We start from the raw sequence: 21,007 nt of genomic DNA on the forward strand, positions 1-21,007 counted from the left end.
GGCCAGGATCAGGAATCGCCCATCTTGAGAGCGGCAATAAAGGCATCGTGGGGGATTTCCACCTTGCCATAGGTGCGCATGCGCTTTTTTCCGGCCTTTTGTTTTTCCAGCAACTTGCGCTTGCGCGAAACATCGCCCCCATAACATTTCGCCGTAACATCCTTGCGCAGGGCGGAAATGGTTTCCCGCGCCACCACCTTGCCGCCAATGGCCGCCTGAATGGGAATCTTGAACATCTGCCGGGGGATCAGATCCTTCAACCGTTCGCACAGGCCCCGCCCCCGGCTTTCCGCCTGACTGCGATGGACCAGCATAGCGAGTGCATCCACCGGCTCGGCATTAACAAGAATCGACAGCTTCACCAGATCGCTGCGGCGATATTCCTTCATATGATAATCAAAGCTGGCATAGCCACGGCTCACGGATTTCAGCCGATCATAGAAATCATAAACCACTTCATTAAGGGGCAATTCATAGATCAGCATGGCGCGAGCCCCGGCATAGGTGAGCTGTTTCTGGATGCCCCGGCGATCTTCACATAATTTCAAAACCGCCCCTAAATGCTCATCAGGAAGCATGATGGTGGCTTCAATCCAGGGTTCCTCGATATGATCGACTCGGACGGCCTCGGGCATATCGGCGGGATTATGCAATTCGATCAGGCTGCCATCGGTTTTATGGATCTTGTAAACCACCGAGGGGCTGGTGGTGATGAGATCGAGATTGAATTCGCGATAAAGCCGTTCCTGAATGATTTCCAGATGCAGCATCCCCAGAAATCCGCAGCGAAAACCAAAGCCCAAAGCGGCCGAGCTTTCCGCCTCGAATTCAAAGCTGGCATCATTCAAGCGCAATTTATGAAGGCTCTCGCGCAGATGCTCGAAATCGGCAGCATCGGCAGGAAAAAGCCCGCAAAAAACCACAGATTGTGATGGCTTAAAGCCGGGGAGTGCCTTTTCGCACGGCCGTTTCGCTTCCGTTATGGTGTCGCCCACATTGGTATCGGCCACTTCCTTGATGCCGGCCGTGATAAAGCCGATCTCGCCCGGGCCTAAGCTTTCCACCGGAGTTTTCTTTGGGCTGAAAATCCCCACGCGATCCACCGGATGCTCGGCCCCGGTGGCCATCATCTGCATCATCATGCCTTTTTTCATCTGGCCATCGATGACCCGGACCAGCACCACAACCCCAAGATAGGGATCATACCAGCTATCCACCAAAAGCGCTTTCAGGGGCTTTGCTATATCCCCTTTGGGGGCGGGCAGGCGATGCACCAGCGCTTCCAGTACATCCACCACCCCCTCACCGGTTTTTGCGGAAACGGAAATCGCCTCCGAGGCATCGATGCCGATCACATCCTCGATCTGGCTGCGCACCCGTTCGGGCTCAGCCGCAGGCAGATCGATCTTGTTCAAAACCGGGACCACTTCATGATCCACCTCGATGGCCTGATAAACATTGGCCAGAGTTTGCGCTTCCACGCCCTGGCTTGCATCCACCACCAGAAGCGATCCTTCGCAGGCTTTCAAGGAGCGCGAGACTTCATAAGCGAAATCCACATGGCCGGGCGTATCCATCAGATTGAGGATATAGGTTTCGCCATCCCGGGCGCGATATTCCAAACGCACGGTCTGCGCCTTGATGGTGATCCCACGTTCGCGCTCGATATCCATGGAATCGAGCACCTGTTCTTTCATTTCGCGGCTCGTCAATCCCCCGCATTCCTGAATCAAGCGATCAGCAAGGGTGGATTTTCCATGATCGATATGGGCGATGATGGCGAAATTTCGGATATTTTGAAGTTTTGTCATGAAGCGTGATATAGCGCCCATCGCCTGCCGCGCCAAGGTGCGATCATCATCAGGGAGACGATTTGTGCGATGTCACCAATCCGATAGCATCGATGGCTTTTCAGATCGCTTGCTGGCCAGAATGCGCCACAGCCGCAGATCGCCGCTTTCCAGCATCCGGGCGCGGTTCGACCAGAATTCGGCTTCCTTCAAAAGCGCCTTCAACAGATCTTCGCTATCTTCTTTTCGGGCTAATTGCGCCGCCACCTTATCGGCACCTGCCCATGCCCGATTGATCAGATCGATATAGGTGGCCGATACATCTTCATTCACCCGCACATTGAACCGCGCCTTTTTCACCAGCCCTGCCAGTTCCTGCGCTGTCACCATATAGGGGCGGCGTTTTTCCGATTCTTTGTCGCGCCAGGTGCGGAAGCTTTCCTTGCCCGAGACCTGATCGGACCCCAGCACGAAATCGGTGATCAAAAACAGGCCCGATGGTTTGAGATGTTCTTCCACAAGACCCAGAATATTGGCTTTGTTTTCGATGGTAAACAGGCTTTCCTTGGCCAAAGCCCGATCGAAATGGCGGCCGAACCCTTCCGTGGAACCAGTTGAATAATGTCTGACATCGGCTTTTTTGGCGAGACCCGCCATCAGTGATTTTTCATTGGCCAGCTTCACCAGCCGCTCGGATGTTTCATAGCCCGTGACCCAGGTGCCATATTTATCGGCCAGCGTGCGCGCCGGACCGCCCAGATTGGCCCCGATTTCAAGCAGGCTCATTTCCGGCGAAAGCGCCAAAAGCTTGCACATGGAAATGATATGTTCGGGGCCACCCGGCCCGCAATAGCCTTCGCCCCAGATATATTGGGCTATCTCGACCCGATTGGCATCCCAGGGATCAAAGGGAAGCTCCAGATCATCGGGAGTGACATCGGATGGCGCGTCCCGGGGGGGGGATTTGGGCTCGGCTTCTGCCGCAGGCGCGGGTGGCGACGGGGCAGCAGCGGCGCGCTTTTTATCCAGATAGTTTGCGAACTCGACAGGATCATAACCTTCCCACCAAGCTTTCAGCCATATTTTGAACGGCACGGATCGTACCGCCTTGTTTTGCCCGGCTGTCGCCATTTTGAATAAGAACCTGCCGCTTTCCCGTTCTGATTGCTACATCTGCCTGTCCTTGGGCGTGACAGCATTATACCCACTATCATCATGGAAAATAGTTAGGACTTTCTTAGCGACGAAGGATGCCCCCGGTTGCTTTTTCCACGGCCATGATGATCTTGCCAGCGATGATTTCAATATCCGCGTCTGTGAAGGTTTTTTCAAGGGGTTGCAACCGGGCAGCGATGGCCACCGATTTCTGATCGGGCTCGATCCCCTTGCCCTCATAAATATCGAAAACATCAATGCCGGTGATATGGACCTTATCGGCGGTGCGCGCCGCCCGCACAAGATTGGCCACAGGCATTTCACGTGGGAGCAGGAAAGCGAAATCGCGGGAGACAACAGGCAGGTTCGAGCGCTGCAAAGCCGGACGGGCGCGGCCCGATTTGGCCTTGGGCTGCGGGATTTCATCCAGAAACACTTCCATGCCCACCATCGGGCCTTTCAGATCGAGCGCTAAAAGAATGCGGGGATGAACCTCGCCAAAAGCCGCCAATATCCGCTTTGGCCCCAAACGCAAGGTGCCCGAACGGCCGGGATGATACCAATCCGGCGCCTCGCCAAAAACCTGCAGATTATCCACCGGGGCCCCCGCCGCTTCCAGAGCGGCCAGGGCATCGGCCTTGGCATCATAGGCATCCACCGGGCCCGCCTTGGTGCGCCAATGGCGCGGCCCGCTTTGGCCCGCCCGCAGGCTGGCGGCCACCAGCCGCTGATCCTTTGGCTCCAAGCCCTGATAATCGGGGCCAACCTCAAACAAAGCGATCTGCTCAACCCCGCGATCGCGGTTTTTCGCTGCCGCCTGCATCAGATTAGGAAGAATGGACGGGCGCATCATATCAAGCTCGGACGAGATCGGATTTTCCAGCAAAAGCCGATCCGACCCACCAAAAATCCGCCCGATCCGGCTTTCCATGAACGACCATGTAACCGCTTCAAACAGCCCTTCATGGGCCAAACGGCGCTTGACCGCCCCCGCCCGTGTCTGCGCAAGATTGAGGGTTGGTCGCGCTACATCGACCAGGCGTGGCAGGCTTGTGGAGGGGACCTTGTCATAGCCTTCGATGCGCAAAATTTCTTCCACCAGATCGGCTTCGCCATCGATATCGGGGCGCCATTCCGGCACATCGATGACCACGCCATCCGTTTCATCGCGCCAGCTAAAACCAAGCCGGTCCAAAATCTCGCGCGATCGCGTTCTGGGCACATCCAATCCCCCCAAAGAAGCCACCCGTTGGGGATCAAAGCACACGGCTTTATGGGCTGCGGGAGGATGACCCGCCATCACCACCGTGCTTGGGCTGCCGCCTGCCAGATCGAGGATCATTCTGGTCGCAAGATCAAGGCCCCAGCGCACTGATGTGGGATCAACCCCGCGTTCAAAGCGATAGCGGGCATCCGATTCAAGGCCATGCAACCGCCCGGTGCGGGCGATCCCAACCGGCTCGAACCATGCAGCTTCAACCAGCACATCAACAGTTTCATCCGAAACGCCCGATGCCGATCCGCCGATCACCCCGCCAAAGCCCAAGGGGCCATTCTCATCAGCGATGAGGCACTCGCCGCCCTGCGTTTCATAGCTTTGGCCATCAAGGGCTGCCACGTTTTCGCCGGGTTGAGCCAAACGAACGCGCACGGGCGCGCCGATTTTCGCCGCATCATAAACATGAAGGGGCCGGGCGCGATCAAATGTGATATAATTGGTGATATCAACAAGCACCGAAATCGGCCGCAAGCCGATGGCCTTTAGCCTGTTTTGCAGCCATTGCGGGCTTTGGCCATTGCGCACGCCCCGGATCAGCCGCCCGGCAAAGACCGGGCAGGCCTCCACCGCATCGATCTCGATGGCGATGGGGCAGGGATAATCGCCCTCGATCACGTCGATGGCGGGGGTGATCACCCGCCCCAAACCGGCCGCTGCCAGATCGCGGGCGATCCCTGCAACCCCCAAAGCATCGGGGCGATTGGGGGTGATGGCGATTTCGATCACCGGATCATCGAGCCCGGCGATTTCCGCAAAAGACGCACCGATGGGGGCATCGGAGGCCAGTTCGATGATCCCGTCATGCTCATCGGACAGCATCATTTCCCGTTCCGAACACAGCATGCCCGCGCTTTCCACGCCACGGATTTTCGTGGGCTTCAAGGTCAGATCGATCCCCGGCACATAAGAGCCCGGCGGCGCAAAAACACCTTTCATCCCGGCTTTGGCATTGGGCGCACCACAGACCACCTGAATGATCCCGGCACCGGTATCCACCTTGCACACACGCAGGCGGTCAGCATCGGGATGGGGTTCGGCCGAAATCACATGGGCCACTTTGAAAGGGGCCAGCGCCACCCGGGGATCATCGATGGATTCAACCTCCAGCCCGATGCGGGTGAGGGTGTCGGCGATGGTTTCCAGGCTGGCATCGGTGTCCAGATGCTGCTTCAGCCACGAATAAGTAAATTTCATTTTGCAAGCCCTTTTGAAAGTCCACCGGCAAGGGTCGGCACGTCCAGCGGCGCGAAGCCATAATGATCGAGCCAGCGGCTATCGCCCTCGAAAAAGGGCCGAAGATCGGTCATCCCATATTTCAGCATGGCCAGCCGATCAAGCCCTGCCCCAAAGGCAAAGCCCTGATACACTGTGGGATCAAGCCCGCAGGCGCTGAGCACCCGGGCATTGACCATGCCGCAGCCCAGAACTTCGAGCCAATCATCCCCTTCGCCCACAATCAATTCGCCATCGCGCCAGGCACAATTGATATCCACCTCCGCCGAAGGTTCGGTGAAGGGAAAATAGCTGGGGCGAAAGCGCATGATCACGCGATCCACCTCGAAAAAGGCACTGAGCCAGGCTTCAAGGCAGCCCTTCAGATGGCCCATATGAATATCCCGGTCGATCACCAGGCCTTCCACCTGATGAAACATCGGGGTGTGGGTGGCATCAGAATCCGAGCGAAAGGTGCGGCCCGGGGCGATGATGCGGATGGGCGGTTTTTGCTCCAGCATCGTGCGAATCTGCACCGGGCTCGTGTGGGTTCGCAGCACCTTGCGCACACCGGCGTCATCAGGGCGCATGTAAAAGGTATCGTGCATCTGTCGGGCGGGGTGATGCTCGGGGATATTGAGCGCCGTAAAATTATGGAAATCATCCTCGATATGCGGGCCTTCGGCGACGGCAAAGCCCAGATCGGCAAAGACTTCCGACAATTCATCAAGAACCTGCGTGATGGGATGAATCCGCCCCTGTGCCCGGGGGCTGATGGGCAGGGTCATATCCCATCCCTCGGCGGCCAGCCTTTGATTGATGGCGGCCTCCTCAAGGGCGGTTTTGCGCAGAGCGATGGCATCGGCAATCTTGTTTTTCAGATGATTGAGCGCCGGTCCCGCTGCCCGCCGATCATCGGGCGACATGGTGCCCAGCTTTTTCATCTCAAGGGTTATGAGGCCTTTTTTCCCCAAAGCCTTCACCCGCACGGCCTCAAGGGCATCGCTTGATGCGGCGCTTTCGATCTCGGCCAAAAGGCTGCTTTCCAACTGCTCGTTCATAAGGATGCTCGCTTGATGCTTGATAAAGGGGGCTTTTCGCGCTGAAGGAACCCGCGACCGCTTATACGCCATAAAGGCGCAAACGGCAAAAGGGGCTTCCCGGCCGGGAAGCCCCTTGATGACGGCGTAAAAGATCGGGTCCTAAGACCGGTTCACGCTGCCTTTTTAAGGGCTGCCTCGGCCTGATCGACCAAAGCCTTAAAGGCATCGGCTTCGCGGATGGCAAGATCGGATAAAACCTTGCGATCAAGCTCGATCCCGGCAAGCTTCAGGCCATGCATGAAGCGGCCATAGGTGAGGCCATAGGCCCGCACGCCCGCATTGATGCGCTGAATCCACAAAGCGCGGAAATTGCGCTTTTTGGTGCGGCGATCACGATAGGCATATTGCAGCGATTTTTCCACAGCCTGCGTTGCCGTGCGGAAAGTATTTTTGCGGCGGCCGCGAAAACCGGCTGCCTGATCGATAACTTTTTTGTGGCGGGCGTGGGTGGTAACGCCGCGTTTGACACGAGCCATAATGCTTCTCCTTCGTCCGCTTAACCAGCGTAGGGCATGAATTTCTTGACGATCTTTGCATCGGCATCCGACAAGGTATCGGTGCCGCGCAGATTGCGAATCTGCTTATTGCTGCGCTTGATCATCCCATGGCGCTTGCCGGCCTGGCCTGCTTTCACATGGCCATTGGCGGTGAGTTTGAAGCGCTTTTTGGCGCCGCTCTTCGTTTTCATCTTGGGCATTTTGCACTCCTTTCAGACGTGATGCGAAGGCTCGCATCCTGTGCTGTTTTCGGGTCGCCACGGCATGCCCTCACAAAGCCGGACCACCCATCCTTTATATCGAAGACACGGCCTATACAGCCTGTATCTCGAAAGTGCAAGAGATGCGCTTTCATTTTCTCTGATCATCCCGACATCTAATATTTGTTTGACCGCGAAAACCTTGCCGCGTCGTGATTCCACTCCGCTCGAAATCGCTCTAGGCAACAAAGGTGTTTTCGCGTTAAAAGGGATTTTCCCCGATCCTATGGAGATACCCATGCAGATCATCCGGTCGCTCTCGGCTTTGGCCGATGGCTTTTCACCCCAAAATTCATTGAAGCGCCTTGCCCGCATCGCCACCGGCGTTCTGGCCTTTGTCGCCTTGTCTATGGCCACAGCCCAAGCCCAGGCTCAAGACCAGGTGCCGCACGCCCCGGCAATCTGGACGATGGCCGATGACGACAGCACGGTCTATTTTCTGGGCACCATTCATCTTTTGAAGGCCGACACCCCATGGCAAAGCGAGACGATCACCGATATCATCAATGAAGCCACATCGCTGACCCTTGAACTGACGCCCCAGGATATGGCCTCACCCAAAATGCAAAGCCTTGTGCAATCTTTGGGGTTTTATGGCCCCGATGATCAGCTGTCCAATCATCTGCCGGAAGAAAGCTATACCCGGCTGGCCGCTGCCTTTCAAAAGCGCGGCATCCCAACGCAAGCCATGGATCGCCTGAAGCCCTGGATGGCGGGGTTGCAGATCACCGTGGTTTCGGCCATGCAGGCGGGCTTCATGCCGCAATTCGGGGTTGATCATCTTTTGGGGCAGATCGCCACCCAGCGCGAGATCGAGATTGTGGGCCTTGAACAACCCGAAGATCAATTGCGCCTGTTTGCCGATTTATCGGATGAGGCCCAAGCCGCCTTCATCCGTGAAGGGCTGGATCAGATCGATGATCTGGAAGGCTATTTCGAGCGTTTGAAAGACGCCTGGCTCACCGCCGATCTGGACAGCCTCAACACGCTGATGACCGATGGGCTGGAAGAAAACCCCGAACTGGCAGACAAGCTGCTCTATTCCAGAAACCGCAACTGGCTGCCCGCGATTGAAGCTTTGCTTGATCAGCCGGGCACCCATCTCGTGGCGGTGGGGGCGGGCCATCTGGTGGGCACGCAAAGCGTGATCGATCTGTTGCAGGACAAAGGCCATCAGGTGGATCGCTATTGATCCACGCCTGCCAGCGTCATAGGTGCCATGATCAGGCGCTTTGCGCTTGGGGAAAGCCGCCCGCCCGCGCCAGCATCGAGGGCAGCGGCTTTTCCATGATCTGTTCCAGCCAATGGGCGGCATGGATCAGCTCATCAAGATCAAGGCCGCTCTCGAGCCCGGATTGCTGCAAAAGATAAACCACATCTTCGGTCGCCACATTGCCGGTAGCCCGGGGGGCAAAGGGGCAGCCCCCCAATCCCCCCAATGAGGCATCAATGATCCGCACCCCCGCCCCGATGGCCGCCCACACATTAGCAATGCCGGTATTGCGGGTATTGTGAAAATGGGCGCGCAGGGGGATGCCCGGCACCGCTTCGGCCACGCGCTCAAACAGCTCCGTCACCTGCGCGGGCACGGCCACGCCGATGGTATCGCCCAGGGCAATTTCGCGGGGGTTTTCTTCGGCAATGGCTTGGGCGATTTCAATCACCCGCGCCATCGGCACCCGGCCATCAAAAGGATCGCCAAAGGCCACGGAAATGGTCGCCTGCACGCCGATTTTTTCCTGATGCGCCATCCGGCAGATATCGCGCACGCTTTCCACCGAAGCCCGCCAGCCCATGCCCTGATTCTTTTCGCCAAAGCCATCACTGGCCACCGCCACGCAGCCCACTTCATCGATGCCATGGCCGGCATTGCGGCACTGAAGCGCCCGCAAAAGCCCGCGTTTATTGAGCACCAGCCCCACATAGGTGACATCCTGCCCCACGGCGGATTTCGGGGGCAGGCCCGCGACCACGGCTTCGGCATCGGCCATTTGCGGCACCAGCCTGGGATGGACGAAACTCGCCACCTCGATCCGCTTTGATCCGGCTTTGATCATCTTTTCGATCAGGGCGATTTTATGTTCGGTGGACAAGATGCGCGGCTCATTTTGCAGGCCATCGCGCGCGCCCACCTCAACCATTTCAATCCTGTTGTCGGGGCTGGGCACGCTTATACCATAAAGCTTTCGCCGCACCCGCACATGGCTTTGGCATTGGGATTTTCAAAAACAAAACCGGTTTCAAAGCGGTCGTCTTTCCAATCCATCCGCGCGCCCTTCAGATAAGGCAGGGATTGCTGATCGATGAACAAGCGCACGCCGGCCACATCGATCACGGCATCATCGGCATTGGGTTCATCCACATAATCAACCTGATACATCAGGCCCGAGCAGCCCGCCGCCTTGGTATAAAGCCTGATCCCGGCAGCGGGGGTTTCCCGGCGGGCCATCAGCGCCTTCACATGGGCGGCGGCTTTTTCGGTGATTTCAAATTCAGCGGTTTGGGCGGTCATGTCCTGTCCCTTGTCATTTCCGGGTTTGGCCGATCACAAAAGGCCCAGTTCCAGCCGGGCTTCATCCGACATCCGCGACATTTCCCAAGGCGGATTCCAGACCAGATCCACATCCACATCATTCACCCCTTCAACCGAGCGCACGCAGCGATCCACTTCATGGGGCATCGATTCGGCCACCGGGCAATGGGGCGTGGTAAGGGTCATGGTGATCTCCACATTATGAGATGTGTCCACCGCAACGCCATAGATCAAGCCCAGTTCATAAATATTGACCGGGATTTCCGGATCAAAAATCGTTTTCAAGGCCTCGATCACCCGCTCCTTGAGGCCATCTTCGGTTGCAGCGCTGGCCGGGGCGGGGGCAGATTCAGTCGCCGGGGCGTCCACCTCCTCATCCGCTTTGCTGTCCGCTTTCAGGAAATCCTCCAGATAGCCATCTTCGGTCTTATGCGACCAAACCGGGCGTTCGGCCTTGCCCGCCGCCCCTTCGGGGCTATCGGGATCAACATCAAGCGCTTTGTCATCAAGGGGCTTTGGCCCCTCATGCTGTTTGAAAGTGTCATCCATCATCCGAAAATACTCTTTACCTTCAAAAGACCGCGGATCAACGCATCCACATCGGCACGATTGTTATAAAGCCCGAAGCTGGCCCGCGCCGTGCCCGGCACATTGAACCGATCCATGGCGGGCTGGGCGCAATGATGCCCCGCCCGAACGGCGATGCCCTCGCGATCCAGAATGGTGCCGATGTCATGGGGGTGGCAGCCCTCCATCAACAGCGACAAAATCCCCGCCCGCTGGGGCGCACCGCCCAGAATCCGCACATCGTTCAACTGCGCCAATTGCGCTTCGGCATAAGCCAGAAGATCGGCTTCATGAGCCATGATCGCCTCAAAGCCAAGGGCCGAGACATAATCAATGGCCATTTTCAAAGCGATTCCCCCGGCGATATTGGGGGTGCCCGCCTCGAATTTATAGGGCAGATCGTTCCATGTGGTTTTGGCAAAGCTGACGGTCGAGATCATATCGCCGCCGCCCTGCCAGGGGGGCATCGCTTCGAGCAGGGCGCGTTTGCCATAAAGCACGCCAATGCCGGTTGGGCCATAAAGCTTGTGGCCTGAGAACACATAGAAATCGGCATCGAGCGTCTGCATATCAAGGGGCCGATGCGGCGCCGCCTGACAGCCATCCACCAGCGCCAAAGCCCCCACATCATGGGCGGCGGCGATCATCTTTGCGACCGGCAATTCGGTGCCGATGGCGTTCGAGATATGGACCATCGCCACCAGTTTCGTGCGTTCGCTCAAAAGAGCCTGATAGGCCTCGAAATCAAGCGCGCCGCTTTCATCCACCGGGGCCACCCTGATGATGATTCCGGTGGCATCACGCAGCATCTGCCATGGTACGATATTGGAATGATGCTCAATCTCGGTGAGGATGATCTCATCCCCTACCTTCAGATTGTGCCGCCCCCAGCTTTGGGCCACCAGATTGATGCCTTCGGTGGCGCCCCGGGTGAAGATGATTTCCTTCGTGCTTTCGGCCCCGATGAAGGCGCGCACGGTTTCCCGCGTGGTCTCATAGGCTTCGGTGGCATCCTGACTCAGTTGATAAACACCGCGATGGACATTGGCATAGCCATGTTCATAAAAATGGCGCAGGGCATCGATCACCCCTTGCGGTTTCTGGGCCGAAGCGGCGCTATCGAGAAACACCAAAGGCTTGCCATTCATCCGATCAGACAGGATCGGGAAATCGGCACGGATGGCCTCAAGATCAAAGGGCCTTGCGGCCTGCGATCCGGCACTTTGGGCGATTGTTGGGGTCGTGAGATCATCCATCATGAAGCCTCTTTTAGTGCGAGATCATGGATATCGAGATTCTGCAGCCAGCCCCGGGCCGTTTCTATAAAGGCATTGCGGGCGGCTTCATCAGGAACGCCATCACATAAAGCGGCGATGAAGGCTTCCACCAGCATCGCTTTCGCCTCAAGGGGTGAAAGGCCCCGGGCCATCAGATAGAAAAGCTGATCCGTGCTCAATTCACCAACCGTGGAGCCATGGGCGCATTGCACATCATCGGCATAAATCTCAAGCTCGGGCTTGGCATTCGATGTGGCGGAGCGATCCAGCAACAGGCTATCGGATTTTTGTTTGGCATCGGTTTTCTGGGCATCCCGGCGCACCAGTACCTTGCCCTGGAATGACGCCACGGCCTGGGCCGCCAAAACCCCGCGATAGGCCTGATCGCTGGTGCAATTAGGCACCGCATGATCCAGAAAAGTGAGGGTATCGAGCGTTTGATGCGGCCGGGCAAGCTGAATACCCTGATAACGCACATCGCCGCCTTCGGTGGTGAAATCGGCACGCAGTTCATGGCGGGCGCTTTGCCCTCCGGTGGCCAGATGATGCACAGCCAGCGCCCCGCGCCCCAAAGTGGCATAGATGCGCGAGATATGCACGGTTTCGGCCCCTTCATTCTGACGACGGATCAGGGTGAGATGGGCATCGTCGGCGATGGTGGTTTGGGTGATGAGATTGGTGAAAAAGCGGCTGTCATCGCCCTTGAAGCTTTCAATAAGCTTGAGGGATGCGCCCTCGCCCAGCCGAACCACCACCCGTAAATGGGCGGCCCGATCATCGGCATCATCCACCAGATAAACGATTTCAACAGGCGTTTCGACCTTCAATCCCTTGGGCACATCGATCACCACGCCTTCGCTCATCATCGCGGTATTGAGCTGATCAAAAGCATCGCCATCGCGCAGATCAGTGATCAGATCGCGCAAAGAACCGCCGCCGGTGATCAGCACCTCGCGCAGGCTTTGGGGCGCAAGATCGGCGGGCAGGCCCTCCATCCGGCTCAAAGCCCGCTGAAAGCGGCCATTGATGAACACCAATCGCGGCGCATCGAGGCCGGGCACCGCCGCCGCATCGATCCGGGCCTGCTCGGTTTCCTGCGCCAAGGTTACGGGGCTGAAGCTGCCCTTGCGCAAGGGGCCGAGATCGGCATAGCGCCATTGTTCTGCGCGCCGCCCCGGCAGGCCAAGGCTGAGAAAGCGGGTCATCGCCACATGGCGCAATTCGCGCAGCCAGCCCGCACCCGGCAGGGCCGGCTTCAGATGATCATAGGCGGCGTGAAAGGCCGCCACATCGCTTGGGGATTCACTATGCTGTGTCATCATGCCACCGCCTGATAGCCTTTTTCTTCAAGCTCATGCGCCAGTTCCGGCCCGCCCGAGCGGACGATCTTTCCATCCGCCAGCACATGCACATGATCGGGCGTCACATAATCAAGCAGCCTTTGATAATGGGTGATGAGCAAGATCGCCTTATCCGCACTGCGCAGGGCATTGATGCCATCCGACACAACCTTCAGAGCATCGATATCAAGCCCCGAATCGGTTTCATCCAAAATCGCCAGCGTGGGATTGAGGACCGCCATCTGCATCATTTCATTGCGCTTTTTCTCACCGCCCGAAAAGCCGACATTGACAAAGCGCTTGAGCATTTCAATCGAAATGCCAAGATTTTGAGCCTTTTCCCGGGCAAGCTTCATGAAAGTGCCGCCATCCATCTCCGCCTCGCCCCGCTGGCGACGCTGGGCATTGAGGGCAGTGCGCAGGAAATTGAGATTGGAAACACCGGGAATTTCGGTGGGATATTGAAAGCCCAGAAAAATGCCTTTGGCCGCCCGTTCATGGGCATCCAGCGCCAGCAGATCTTCATCCTGATAGCGCACGGTGCCTTCTAAAACCTCGAAGCTTTCGCGCCCGGCCAATGTTGAGGCGAGCGTTGATTTCCCAGCCCCATTGGGGCCCATGATGGCATGAACCTCACCGGCTTTGATCTTGAGGTTCAACCCTTTCAGTATCTCTTCGCCTTGGATGGCGACATGCAGATTTTCGATATTCAAAAGATGCGTCACGTCGTGCCTCTTATTAATGGACCCGATCCGCTGGCCGGGTCGTCTGATCCGATTGGGGCGATCCCGAAAGAGGGGATCAGCCGCTTTAACCCACGCTGCCTTCAAGGCTGATGCCTAAAAGCTTTTGCGCTTCAACGGCAAATTCCATGGGCAGTTCCTTCATCACGTCCTTGGCAAAACCGTTAACCACCATGGCCACCGCTTCTTCCGCGTCAAGGCCCCGGGCCATGCAGTAAAACATCTGATCATCGGAAATTTTCGATGTGGTGGCTTCATGCTCGATCTGGGCGGTGGGATTTTTCACCTCGATATAAGGAACGGTGTGGGCGCCGCAGCGATCCCCCAGCAACAGGCTATCGCACTGGGTGAAATTGCGCACATCCTCGGCGCCGCCCATCACCCGCACAAGGCCGCGATAGGTATTATTGGATTGCCCGGCGGAAATGCCCTTTGAAATGATTTTCGAGCGGGTGTGATTGCCGATATGGATCATTTTGGTGCCGGTATCGGCCTGCTGGTGATTATTGGTCACCGCCACCGAATAAAATTCCCCCACCGAATGATCGCCTTCCAGGATGCAGCTCGGATATTTCCAGGTGATCGCCGATCCGGTTTCCACCTGCGTCCATGAAATCTTCGAGCGCTTACCCCGGCAGGCCCCGCGCTTGGTCACGAAATTATAGATCCCGCCCTTGCCGTTCTTATCGCCGGGATACCAATTTTGCACCGTTGAATATTTGATCTCGGCATCATCAAGGGCGACCAGTTCCACCACGGCGGCATGAAGCTGATTTTCATCACGCATGGGGGCGGTGCAACCCTCCAGATAGCTGACATAAGAGCCTTCATCAGCAATGATCAGCGTCCGTTCAAATTGGCCGGTATTCTCGGCATTGATCCGAAAATAAGTGGACAGCTCCATCGGGCAGCGCACACCTTTGGGGATATAAACAAAGGTGCCATCCGAAAAGACCGCGCAATTCAGGGTCGCAAAATAATTATCGCGCTGGGGCACCACCGAGCCAAGATATTTACGCACCAATTCGGGATAGGTGCGCAGAGCTTCGGAAATCGACAGGAAAATCACCCCGGCTTTTTCCAGCTCTTTTCTAAAGGTGGTGGCCACCGAAACACTATCGAAAACGGCATCCACCGCAATGCGCGGGGCGCCTTCCACACCCGCCAGAACCTCTTGCTCCGCCAGCGGGATGCCCAGCTTTTCATAAGTGCGCAGCAATTCGGGATCGACCTCATCCAAAGATTTCGGACCATCCTTTTGCTTGGGCGCGGCATAAAAATAGATGTCCTGATAATCGATCGGCGGATGGCTGATCATCGCCCAATCGGGCTCTTCCATTTTTTGCCACATGGCATAGGCTTTGAGCCGCCAATCCAGCATCCATTGCGGCTCGTCCTTTTTCGCGGAAATAAAGCGGATCACCTCTTCATTCAGCCCTTTGGGGGCGAAATCGGATTCGATATCGCTGGACCAGCCATGCTTATAGGTGCCGGTCAGTTCGTCGATCTGGGTTTTGGTTTCAGCAGTGGCAACCATGGAGCAGTCTTTCTGTTTCAAATCCTAAAAAAGAGCAAAAGCCTTTAAAAACCATGCACTCAAGCGCTCAGGCGTCGGTGCCTTCCAAAGCCAGATTATGGTGCAAAGGCGCGCGCGAGCCAGCAGGCAGATGACCATTGGCCGGGATCGGATGATGGGCGATATCGCCAAGGCTCACCTTGCTCAGCCCATCGCGAACCGCGTTGTTGATCATCTGCCAATGGGGGCGCATGGTACAAATCGGCTCATATTCGCAATCGCCGGGGGCATTTTCAATGCAATGAACCAGCGCAATGGGGCCATCCACGGCCTCGATAATATCGGCCATGGTGATCTCATGCGCCGGGCGGCCAAGGGAAAACCCGCCCTTCAGCCCCCGATGCGACAAAGCAAGCCCGGCGCGGGACAATGTGCCCAGAATTTTCGAGACCGCAGGCACCGGCAAGCCTGTTTCAGCCGCCAGTTCGGCGGCATTCACCCGGCCATCCCGGCGGGCCAGCGCGCCCATCAAAATGACCGCATAATCGGCCAGATTGGTTAATCTGATCATCGTGCAGCACCCATCTAAAAACCATTCGACCCGGCTTGCTTATCAAACCAGACCATATTTGTCATCTTTTAAATGGGAGAGAGAACACAGCCTGTCAATGCTTTTGGCGGAAGACTGATGAGGGCCCCTAAAACAGACCTAGAGCCGGACCCGGGGCGTGCGGCGATCCTTGCGCGGCTGCTGGGCCTGATAGGCATCGCGGCAATGGGCTTCGCAATAAGGCATGGCGGGCACCGAAGGCTTGCCGCAAAATTGGAAATCCGCGTCACCGGGATGGCCGCTGGGCCATTTGCACATGCGTTCGGTGAGATCGAGCAGGGTGATCTTGCTCTTTTTTTCCTTTTTGGCGGCTTTTCCGGCCCCTTTGCGGGTTTTTGCCGAATCGGCTTTGACCGGCGATGGCCGTGATTTCAGCCCCAGCCGATGGGCTTTGCCGATCACCGCATTACGGGTGACATTATCGCCGATTTCCGCAGCGATCTGGCTGGCCGACAGGCCTTTTTCCCATAACCGTTTCAAGAGATCGATTTTTTCGTCGGTCCAGGCCATGGGTCTTCCTCATGCTATCCGTCACAGGTTTTCGTCGCAGCTTTTCTTCGGGGCACAATATAGGGCCCCCATTCCCCAGCACAAGGCCAGAAGTGGCGCATATAAGCCACGATCCGCCTCACCCCCCATTTTCACACCTCCCCATTCTCAATCTCATGATGGCCCCTTGCTATGGGGGCCATGGCTGGATATGTGTGGGCGCGTGGGTAGAACGTGCTTTTGATGATGATCGATCCGCTAAAAACCCCCATGGGGCGGCAGATATCATGTCTGCTTTCCTTTGAACGAGACCTTCAATCCATGATGGAGACAGCCCGTGAGCAGCCAGAGCAAACCCACCGCCATAGAGATGGGAAGCCGGAAGATCGGCCGCATCAATGGGCTGGGCTTGTGGACCTTGTATGAAAAGGAAGTGCGGCGCTTTTTGAAGGTGTGGATGCAAACCATCGGCGCCCCGGCGGTGCAGGCGATCTTGTTCTTTGTCATTTTTGCAGTGGTGCTGGGTGGTTCTGATCGGGTGACCACCTCGGTTGCCTATACCCAGTTTCTGGCCCCGGGCCTGATCATCATGGCCCTGTTGCAGAATTCTTTCGCCAATACCTCATCATCTTTGATCATCGCCAAGGTGCAGGGCACCATCGTGGATGTGCTGATGCCCCCCTTGTCGCCGGGGGAACTGAGCTTGGGCTTTGTGGCCGGCGGGGTGACGCGGGGGCTGGTCATCGGGGTGGTGCTGATCGCCTGTTTTGCCCTTTTGCCGATCAAGGCGATCATGTTCAGCCATCCATGGGCGATTCTTTATTTTGCTGTGATGGCATCGATCATGCTGTCTTTGATGGGGATTCTCACCGGCATCTGGGCGGAAAAATTCGATCATGTGGCAACGATCACCAATTTCATCGTCGGGCCGCTGACCCTGCTTTCGGGCACCTTTTATTCCATTGATCGCCTGCGCGATAAAATGGGCGATGGCGCCCAATGGCTGGAGCCTTTTCTGGCGGTCAATCCCTTTTTCTATATCATTGATGGCTTTCGCTATGGCTTCATCGGCGAAGCGGATGGCTCGGTTCTCACCGGCGCGGTGGTGGTGGGGGTGATCAATCTTTTCCTGTGGCTGATCGTGTGGCGGGTTCTGCAAACCGGCTGGCGGCTGAAATCCTGAAGGCAGCTGTTTGAAATGTGATGGCTGGCCCCCTTGGGATAAGGGCAACCGATTGACAGGGCCCGCCCGGCCATTGATACTAAGGACGGAATGATCGATAAAACGGCATTGCGCGGCCATCCTTTGGGGGGTCGCGCTGTTGTTTTGAAGATCTCATCACGATCAATGAACGACAAGCGATCAAGCCGGTCTCGCAGCCCAATGACCCGGCCTTAAAGTGTATGAACGATCAAAGGGGGTCAGGATGACTTCAGCTTTAATGTCATGTTATCGGCAGGCGGATGTGGCTTTTGAGCGCGGTGAAGGCGCTTATATCTATGATGTGAATGCCAAACGCTATCTCGATTTCAATGCCGGGATCGCGGTGTCGAGCTTTGGCCACGCCCATCCCCATCTGGTAAAGGCTTTGCAGGATCAGGCCGCCAAGCTTTGGCATACCTCCAATCTTTATCGCATCCCGCATCAGGATCGGCTGGCGGAACGGCTGGTGGCCAACAGCTTTGCCGACAAGTGTTTTTTCGTCAATTCCGGTGTTGAAGCCATCGAATGTGCGATCAAAACCGCGCGCAAATATTTTTACGATCAGGGCCAGCCGGATAAAAACCGGATCATCACCCTTGAAGGCTCGTTTCATGGCCGTTCGATGGCGGCCATTTCCGCCGCCGGTCAGGAAAAGCTGGTCACCGGCTTTGGCCCGCTTCTCCCCGGTTTTGATCGGGTGCGGCCCGATGATCTGGAGGCCATGGCCCACGCCATCGGCCCGGAAACTGCGGCCATTCTGGTCGAGCCGGTGTTGGGCGAAGGCGGGGTCCTGCCTTTGTCGGATGGCTATTTGCAGGGTTTACGGGCTTTGTGCGATCAGCATGATTTATTGCTGATCTGCGATGAAATCCAATGCGGCATGGGCCGCACCGGCAAGCTTTTTGCCTTTGAATGGGCGGGCATCACCCCCGATATCGTGGCGGCAGCCAAAGGCATTGGCGGCGGCTTTCCCTTTGGGGCCTGTCTTGCCACCGAAAAAGCGGCTAGCGGCATGACCCCGGGCAGCCATGGCACCACCTATGGCGGCAATCCTTTGGCCATGGCGGTGGGCAATGCGGTGCTTGATCTGCTTTTGGCTCCGGGCTTTCTTGATCATGTCAACGAGATCGGTACCTATCTTAAGGAACAGCTCGATCATTTTGCCGCACAAAACCATAACAGCGTTGAACTGGTTCGGGGCCGGGGGCTGATGCTGGGCCTGAAGCTGCGGGGGCTCGATCCCCGGGAAACTGTGGCCACAGCCCTTGCAAATGGCCTGTTGGTGGCCCCGGCGGGCGATAATGTGATCCGCCTTTTGCCGCCCTTGATCATTGAAAAGGCGCAGGTGGATGAAGCCATCGGATTGCTGGAAACAACCCTCTCAGCAATGATTGGCGACCGGGCCCAAAAGGCCGGATGATGATGGATAAGAACGGAGATACAGAATGACAGCGTCTGCTACCCCCGCCGGACTGCGGCATTTTCTCGATCTTGATCGGATGGGCAGCCAAACTCTGCGCCAGATCCTTGATCATGCCCGGCAGATGAAAGCCCGGCGCGGGGGGATGCCGCGCGGGGCCGTGGATCGCGATGCCCCCCTTTCGGGGGATATTCTGCTGATGATTTTCCAAAAATCCTCAACCCGCACCCGTATTTCCTTTGAGGTGGCGATGCGCCAGCTTGGCGGGGCGGCCAGCGATCTGGATGGCAGCCGCCTGCAGCTTGGCCGGGGCGAAAGCATTGCCGATACCGCGCATGTGCTATCGGCTTATGGGGATGCCATCGTGCTGCGCACCGATCAGCACAGCAATCTCACCGAAATGGCTCAACATGCGACGATCCCGGTGATCAATGCCCTGACCGATCATTCCCATCCCTGCCAATTGATGGCCGATATGCTGACCATCGAAGAAGCGAAAGGCCCAATCCGGGGGCAAAGCGTTGCCTGGCTGGGCGATGGCAATAATGTGGCATCATCGCTGATCCATGCCGCCCAGCGCTTTGGCTTTCGCCTGCGCCTCGCCTGCCCGCCGGGGCATCAGCCCAATCCTGCGGTGATCGAGGCGGCACTGGCCGAAGGCGCGGATGTGGGGCTGTGCGATGATCCCATTGAGGCGGTAGCGGGCGCCAGTGCGCTTTATACCGATACCTGGAGTTCGATGGGCCAGGAACGCGCGCCCGAGGAACTGGCACCGTTCGAGCCTTATCGGGTGACCAGCGAACTGCTGGCGAAAGCTGCACCTGATGCCATCTTCATGCATTGCCTGCCCGCCCATCGCGGCGAGGAGGTAACCGATGCGGTGATTGATGGCCCGCAATCGGTAGTTTGGGCCCAGGCGGAAAACCGGCTGCATGCCCAAAAGGCCATTCTGGCATGGTGTTTGGCCAGAGGATAATCGCCGCAGCCCCAAGCTGCTGAACAGGAAAACTGATGCGCGAAACGACACCAAGGCCGAATAACCGGCCAATCATCCTGCCTGAATCCGGCTCATTGGATAATCTCGTAAAGCCCTTTCAGATCGAGGGCATGAATGTACGGGGCCGAGCCATCCGGCTGGGCACCGCTGTGCATGATATCATCACCGCCCATGATTATCCCCAGCCTTTGGCCATTCTGGTGGGGGAACTGGTGGTGCTGTCGGGTTTGCTGGGATCGATCCTGAAATATGAGGGCAAGGTCACCATTCAGGCGAAAGCCCGGGATCAGGCGGCGGTGAATTTTCTGGTCGCCGATTTTGAAACGCCGGGGCATGTGCGCGGCTATGCCGATTATAAAGCGGCGGCTTTGGCCGATCTGGGATCCGATGCATCCTTTCGCAGCCTGATCGGATCGGGCGGCTATATGGCCATGACCATCGATCAGGGCGCGGATATGGAGCGTTATCAGGGGATTGTCGATCTGGATGGCGATAATTTAAGCGATTGCGCCATCACCTATTTCCTCAATTCCGAACAAACCCCCACGGCCCTGCGGCTGGCCTGCGGGCTTGATCCGGTCTCTGGCCATTGGCGGGCTGGCGGCATCATGGTGCAGCATCTGGCCCATGGCGAAGAGGGCGGGCCGCGCCTTCTGGATCGCGATGAGCAGGAAAACTGGCGGCGGGCCTCGATCCTTATGCAAAGCGTGAAAAGCCGCGAACTGCTCGATCCGCAGCTTGATCTCGATCAGCTTTTATACCGGCTTTATCACGAGGATGGGGTGCGGGTTTTTGAACCCACGGATATCGATCATCGCTGCCGCTGTTCGCGTGAACGCCTGTTATCGGTGTTGCAAAGCTTTCCCGCCAGCGATCTCGCCGATATGGTGGAGGAAGGCCGGATCACCGCCAATTGCCAGTTCTGCAATCGCCATTATGAATTCTCTCCCGAAGACATTGGGCTTTAGGGTCAGGACCCATTAAGCACGCCTTCGAGGTTTGAAGCAGAACGGCT

General features: G+C 57.2%; 20 protein-coding genes. 5 read left to right on the top strand and 15 right to left on the bottom strand.

The window, feature by feature from the left end:
• Positions 1 to 8: 8 nt before the first annotated feature.
• The 6 genes from lepA to rpmI all read right to left on the bottom strand — a co-directional run bounded on the left by lepA (position 9) and on the right by rpmI (position 7,236).
• Complete coding sequence (gene lepA / locus AQ1_RS01815; RefSeq protein ID WP_042083535.1) at positions 9 to 1,811, bottom strand: translation elongation factor 4; 1,803 nt, start codon at positions 1,809 to 1,811, stop codon at positions 9 to 11.
• Between the two features lie 72 nt (positions 1,812 to 1,883).
• Positions 1,884 to 2,885 (bottom strand): SAM-dependent methyltransferase, encoded by a 1,002-nt coding sequence (locus AQ1_RS01820; RefSeq protein WP_161760379.1) that lies wholly within the window; start codon positions 2,883 to 2,885, stop codon positions 1,884 to 1,886.
• A gap of 142 nt (positions 2,886 to 3,027) precedes the next feature.
• Complete coding sequence (pheT, locus tag AQ1_RS01825; RefSeq protein WP_042083480.1) at positions 3,028 to 5,418, bottom strand: phenylalanine--tRNA ligase subunit beta; 2,391 nt, start codon at positions 5,416 to 5,418, stop codon at positions 3,028 to 3,030.
• Positions 5,415 to 6,497 carry a phenylalanine--tRNA ligase subunit alpha gene (gene pheS / locus AQ1_RS01830; protein WP_042083482.1) on the bottom strand — a complete coding sequence of 361 codons (1,083 nt, stop codon included), beginning with the start codon at positions 6,495 to 6,497 and terminating at the stop codon, positions 5,415 to 5,417. The genes pheT and pheS overlap by 4 nt, the downstream gene beginning before the upstream one ends.
• Before the next feature lie 152 nt (positions 6,498 to 6,649).
• Positions 6,650 to 7,015 (bottom strand): 50S ribosomal protein L20, encoded by a 366-nt coding sequence (gene rplT, locus AQ1_RS01835; protein WP_042083484.1) that lies wholly within the window; start codon positions 7,013 to 7,015, stop codon positions 6,650 to 6,652.
• Positions 7,016 to 7,035: 20 nt separating this feature from the next.
• A complete protein-coding gene (gene rpmI, locus AQ1_RS01840; RefSeq protein WP_042083485.1) occupies positions 7,036 to 7,236 on the bottom strand; it encodes a 50S ribosomal protein L35 in 201 nt (66 codons plus the stop codon).
• A 298-nt stretch (positions 7,237 to 7,534) separates the two neighbouring features.
• Here rpmI and AQ1_RS01845 point away from each other — a divergent pair, with 298 nt between their 5' ends.
• Entirely contained in the window at positions 7,535 to 8,488 is a 954-nt protein-coding gene (locus tag AQ1_RS01845; RefSeq protein WP_042083488.1) for a TraB/GumN family protein, read from the top strand.
• A gap of 31 nt (positions 8,489 to 8,519) precedes the next feature.
• Here AQ1_RS01845 and AQ1_RS01850 read toward each other — a convergent pair whose 3' ends face one another.
• The 9 genes from AQ1_RS01850 to AQ1_RS01890 form a co-directional block, all read right to left on the bottom strand.
• Positions 8,520 to 9,464, bottom strand: coding sequence for a hydroxymethylglutaryl-CoA lyase (locus tag AQ1_RS01850; protein ID WP_462686904.1), 945 nt, complete (start codon positions 9,462 to 9,464; stop codon positions 8,520 to 8,522).
• A gap of 2 nt (positions 9,465 to 9,466) precedes the next feature.
• Positions 9,467 to 9,808 (bottom strand): HesB/IscA family protein, encoded by a 342-nt coding sequence (locus tag AQ1_RS01855; protein ID WP_042083493.1) that lies wholly within the window; start codon positions 9,806 to 9,808, stop codon positions 9,467 to 9,469.
• A 33-nt stretch (positions 9,809 to 9,841) separates the two neighbouring features.
• Positions 9,842 to 10,381 (bottom strand): SUF system Fe-S cluster assembly protein, encoded by a 540-nt coding sequence (locus tag AQ1_RS14355; protein ID WP_313978425.1) that lies wholly within the window; start codon positions 10,379 to 10,381, stop codon positions 9,842 to 9,844.
• Positions 10,378 to 11,655 (bottom strand): cysteine desulfurase, encoded by a 1,278-nt coding sequence (locus AQ1_RS01865; protein WP_081837000.1) that lies wholly within the window; start codon positions 11,653 to 11,655, stop codon positions 10,378 to 10,380. Before AQ1_RS01865 ends, AQ1_RS14355 begins: the two co-directional genes overlap by 4 nt.
• On the bottom strand, positions 11,652 to 12,995 hold the full coding sequence (sufD, locus tag AQ1_RS01870) for a Fe-S cluster assembly protein SufD (RefSeq protein WP_052370761.1): 1,344 nt from the start codon (positions 12,993 to 12,995) through the stop codon (positions 11,652 to 11,654). The genes AQ1_RS01865 and sufD overlap by 4 nt, the downstream gene beginning before the upstream one ends.
• A complete protein-coding gene (sufC, locus tag AQ1_RS01875; protein WP_042083498.1) occupies positions 12,992 to 13,738 on the bottom strand; it encodes a Fe-S cluster assembly ATPase SufC in 747 nt (248 codons plus the stop codon). Before sufC ends, sufD begins: the two co-directional genes overlap by 4 nt.
• 85 nt (positions 13,739 to 13,823) lie before the next feature.
• Complete coding sequence (gene sufB / locus AQ1_RS01880) at positions 13,824 to 15,293, bottom strand: Fe-S cluster assembly protein SufB (protein WP_042083500.1); 1,470 nt, start codon at positions 15,291 to 15,293, stop codon at positions 13,824 to 13,826.
• Positions 15,294 to 15,360: 67 nt separating this feature from the next.
• On the bottom strand, positions 15,361 to 15,843 hold the full coding sequence (locus AQ1_RS01885; protein ID WP_313978417.1) for an SUF system Fe-S cluster assembly regulator: 483 nt from the start codon (positions 15,841 to 15,843) through the stop codon (positions 15,361 to 15,363).
• Between the two features lie 138 nt (positions 15,844 to 15,981).
• Positions 15,982 to 16,392, bottom strand: a complete 411-nt coding sequence (locus AQ1_RS01890) for a GcrA family cell cycle regulator (protein ID WP_042083503.1) — start codon at positions 16,390 to 16,392, stop codon at positions 15,982 to 15,984.
• A gap of 316 nt (positions 16,393 to 16,708) precedes the next feature.
• Between AQ1_RS01890 and AQ1_RS01895 the strand changes: the two genes are divergently transcribed.
• From AQ1_RS01895 to AQ1_RS01910, 4 genes are all read left to right on the top strand, one after another.
• On the top strand, positions 16,709 to 17,554 hold the full coding sequence (locus AQ1_RS01895) for an ABC transporter permease (RefSeq protein WP_313978414.1): 846 nt from the start codon (positions 16,709 to 16,711) through the stop codon (positions 17,552 to 17,554).
• A 244-nt stretch (positions 17,555 to 17,798) separates the two neighbouring features.
• Positions 17,799 to 18,995: an aspartate aminotransferase family protein gene (locus AQ1_RS01900; protein ID WP_042083505.1), complete on the top strand. Its 1,197-nt coding sequence runs from the start codon at positions 17,799 to 17,801 to the stop codon at positions 18,993 to 18,995.
• A 25-nt stretch (positions 18,996 to 19,020) separates the two neighbouring features.
• Complete coding sequence (gene argF, locus AQ1_RS01905) at positions 19,021 to 19,971, top strand: ornithine carbamoyltransferase (RefSeq protein WP_042083507.1); 951 nt, start codon at positions 19,021 to 19,023, stop codon at positions 19,969 to 19,971.
• A gap of 35 nt (positions 19,972 to 20,006) precedes the next feature.
• Positions 20,007 to 20,960 (top strand): Hsp33 family molecular chaperone HslO, encoded by a 954-nt coding sequence (locus AQ1_RS01910; RefSeq protein ID WP_042083509.1) that lies wholly within the window; start codon positions 20,007 to 20,009, stop codon positions 20,958 to 20,960.
• Positions 20,961 to 21,007: the final 47 nt, after the last annotated feature.

Origin of the sequence: Iodidimonas nitroreducens (assembly GCA_000710935.1) — a bacterium.
GTDB classification, from domain to species: domain Bacteria; phylum Pseudomonadota; class Alphaproteobacteria; order Sphingomonadales; family Rhodothalassiaceae; genus Iodidimonas; species Iodidimonas nitroreducens.

Bases quoted from the DNA above. Each gene is read 5' to 3' on its own strand.
- lepA (WP_042083535.1), bottom strand. From the start codon at position 1,811: ATGACAAAACTTCAAAATATCCGAAATTTCGCCATCATCGCCCATATC.
- pheT (WP_042083480.1), bottom strand. From the start codon at position 5,418: ATGAAATTTACTTATTCGTGGCTGAAGCAGCATCTGGACACCGATGCC.
- pheS (WP_042083482.1), bottom strand. From the start codon at position 6,497: ATGAACGAGCAGTTGGAAAGCAGCCTTTTGGCCGAGATCGAAAGCGCC.
- rplT (WP_042083484.1), bottom strand. From the start codon at position 7,015: ATGGCTCGTGTCAAACGCGGCGTTACCACCCACGCCCGCCACAAAAAA.
- rpmI (WP_042083485.1), bottom strand. From the start codon at position 7,236: ATGCCCAAGATGAAAACGAAGAGCGGCGCCAAAAAGCGCTTCAAACTC.
- AQ1_RS01845 (WP_042083488.1), top strand. From the start codon at position 7,535: ATGCAGATCATCCGGTCGCTCTCGGCTTTGGCCGATGGCTTTTCACCC.
- AQ1_RS01855 (WP_042083493.1), bottom strand. From the start codon at position 9,808: ATGACCGCCCAAACCGCTGAATTTGAAATCACCGAAAAAGCCGCCGCC.
- AQ1_RS14355 (WP_313978425.1), bottom strand. From the start codon at position 10,381: ATGATGGATGACACTTTCAAACAGCATGAGGGGCCAAAGCCCCTTGAT.
- AQ1_RS01865 (WP_081837000.1), bottom strand. From the start codon at position 11,655: ATGATGGATGATCTCACGACCCCAACAATCGCCCAAAGTGCCGGATCG.
- sufD (WP_052370761.1), bottom strand. From the start codon at position 12,995: ATGATGACACAGCATAGTGAATCCCCAAGCGATGTGGCGGCCTTTCAC.
- sufB (WP_042083500.1), bottom strand. From the start codon at position 15,293: ATGGTTGCCACTGCTGAAACCAAAACCCAGATCGACGAACTGACCGGC.
- AQ1_RS01885 (WP_313978417.1), bottom strand. From the start codon at position 15,843: ATGATCAGATTAACCAATCTGGCCGATTATGCGGTCATTTTGATGGGC.
- AQ1_RS01890 (WP_042083503.1), bottom strand. From the start codon at position 16,392: ATGGCCTGGACCGACGAAAAAATCGATCTCTTGAAACGGTTATGGGAA.
- AQ1_RS01900 (WP_042083505.1), top strand. From the start codon at position 17,799: ATGACTTCAGCTTTAATGTCATGTTATCGGCAGGCGGATGTGGCTTTT.
- argF (WP_042083507.1), top strand. From the start codon at position 19,021: ATGACAGCGTCTGCTACCCCCGCCGGACTGCGGCATTTTCTCGATCTT.
- AQ1_RS01910 (WP_042083509.1), top strand. From the start codon at position 20,007: ATGCGCGAAACGACACCAAGGCCGAATAACCGGCCAATCATCCTGCCT.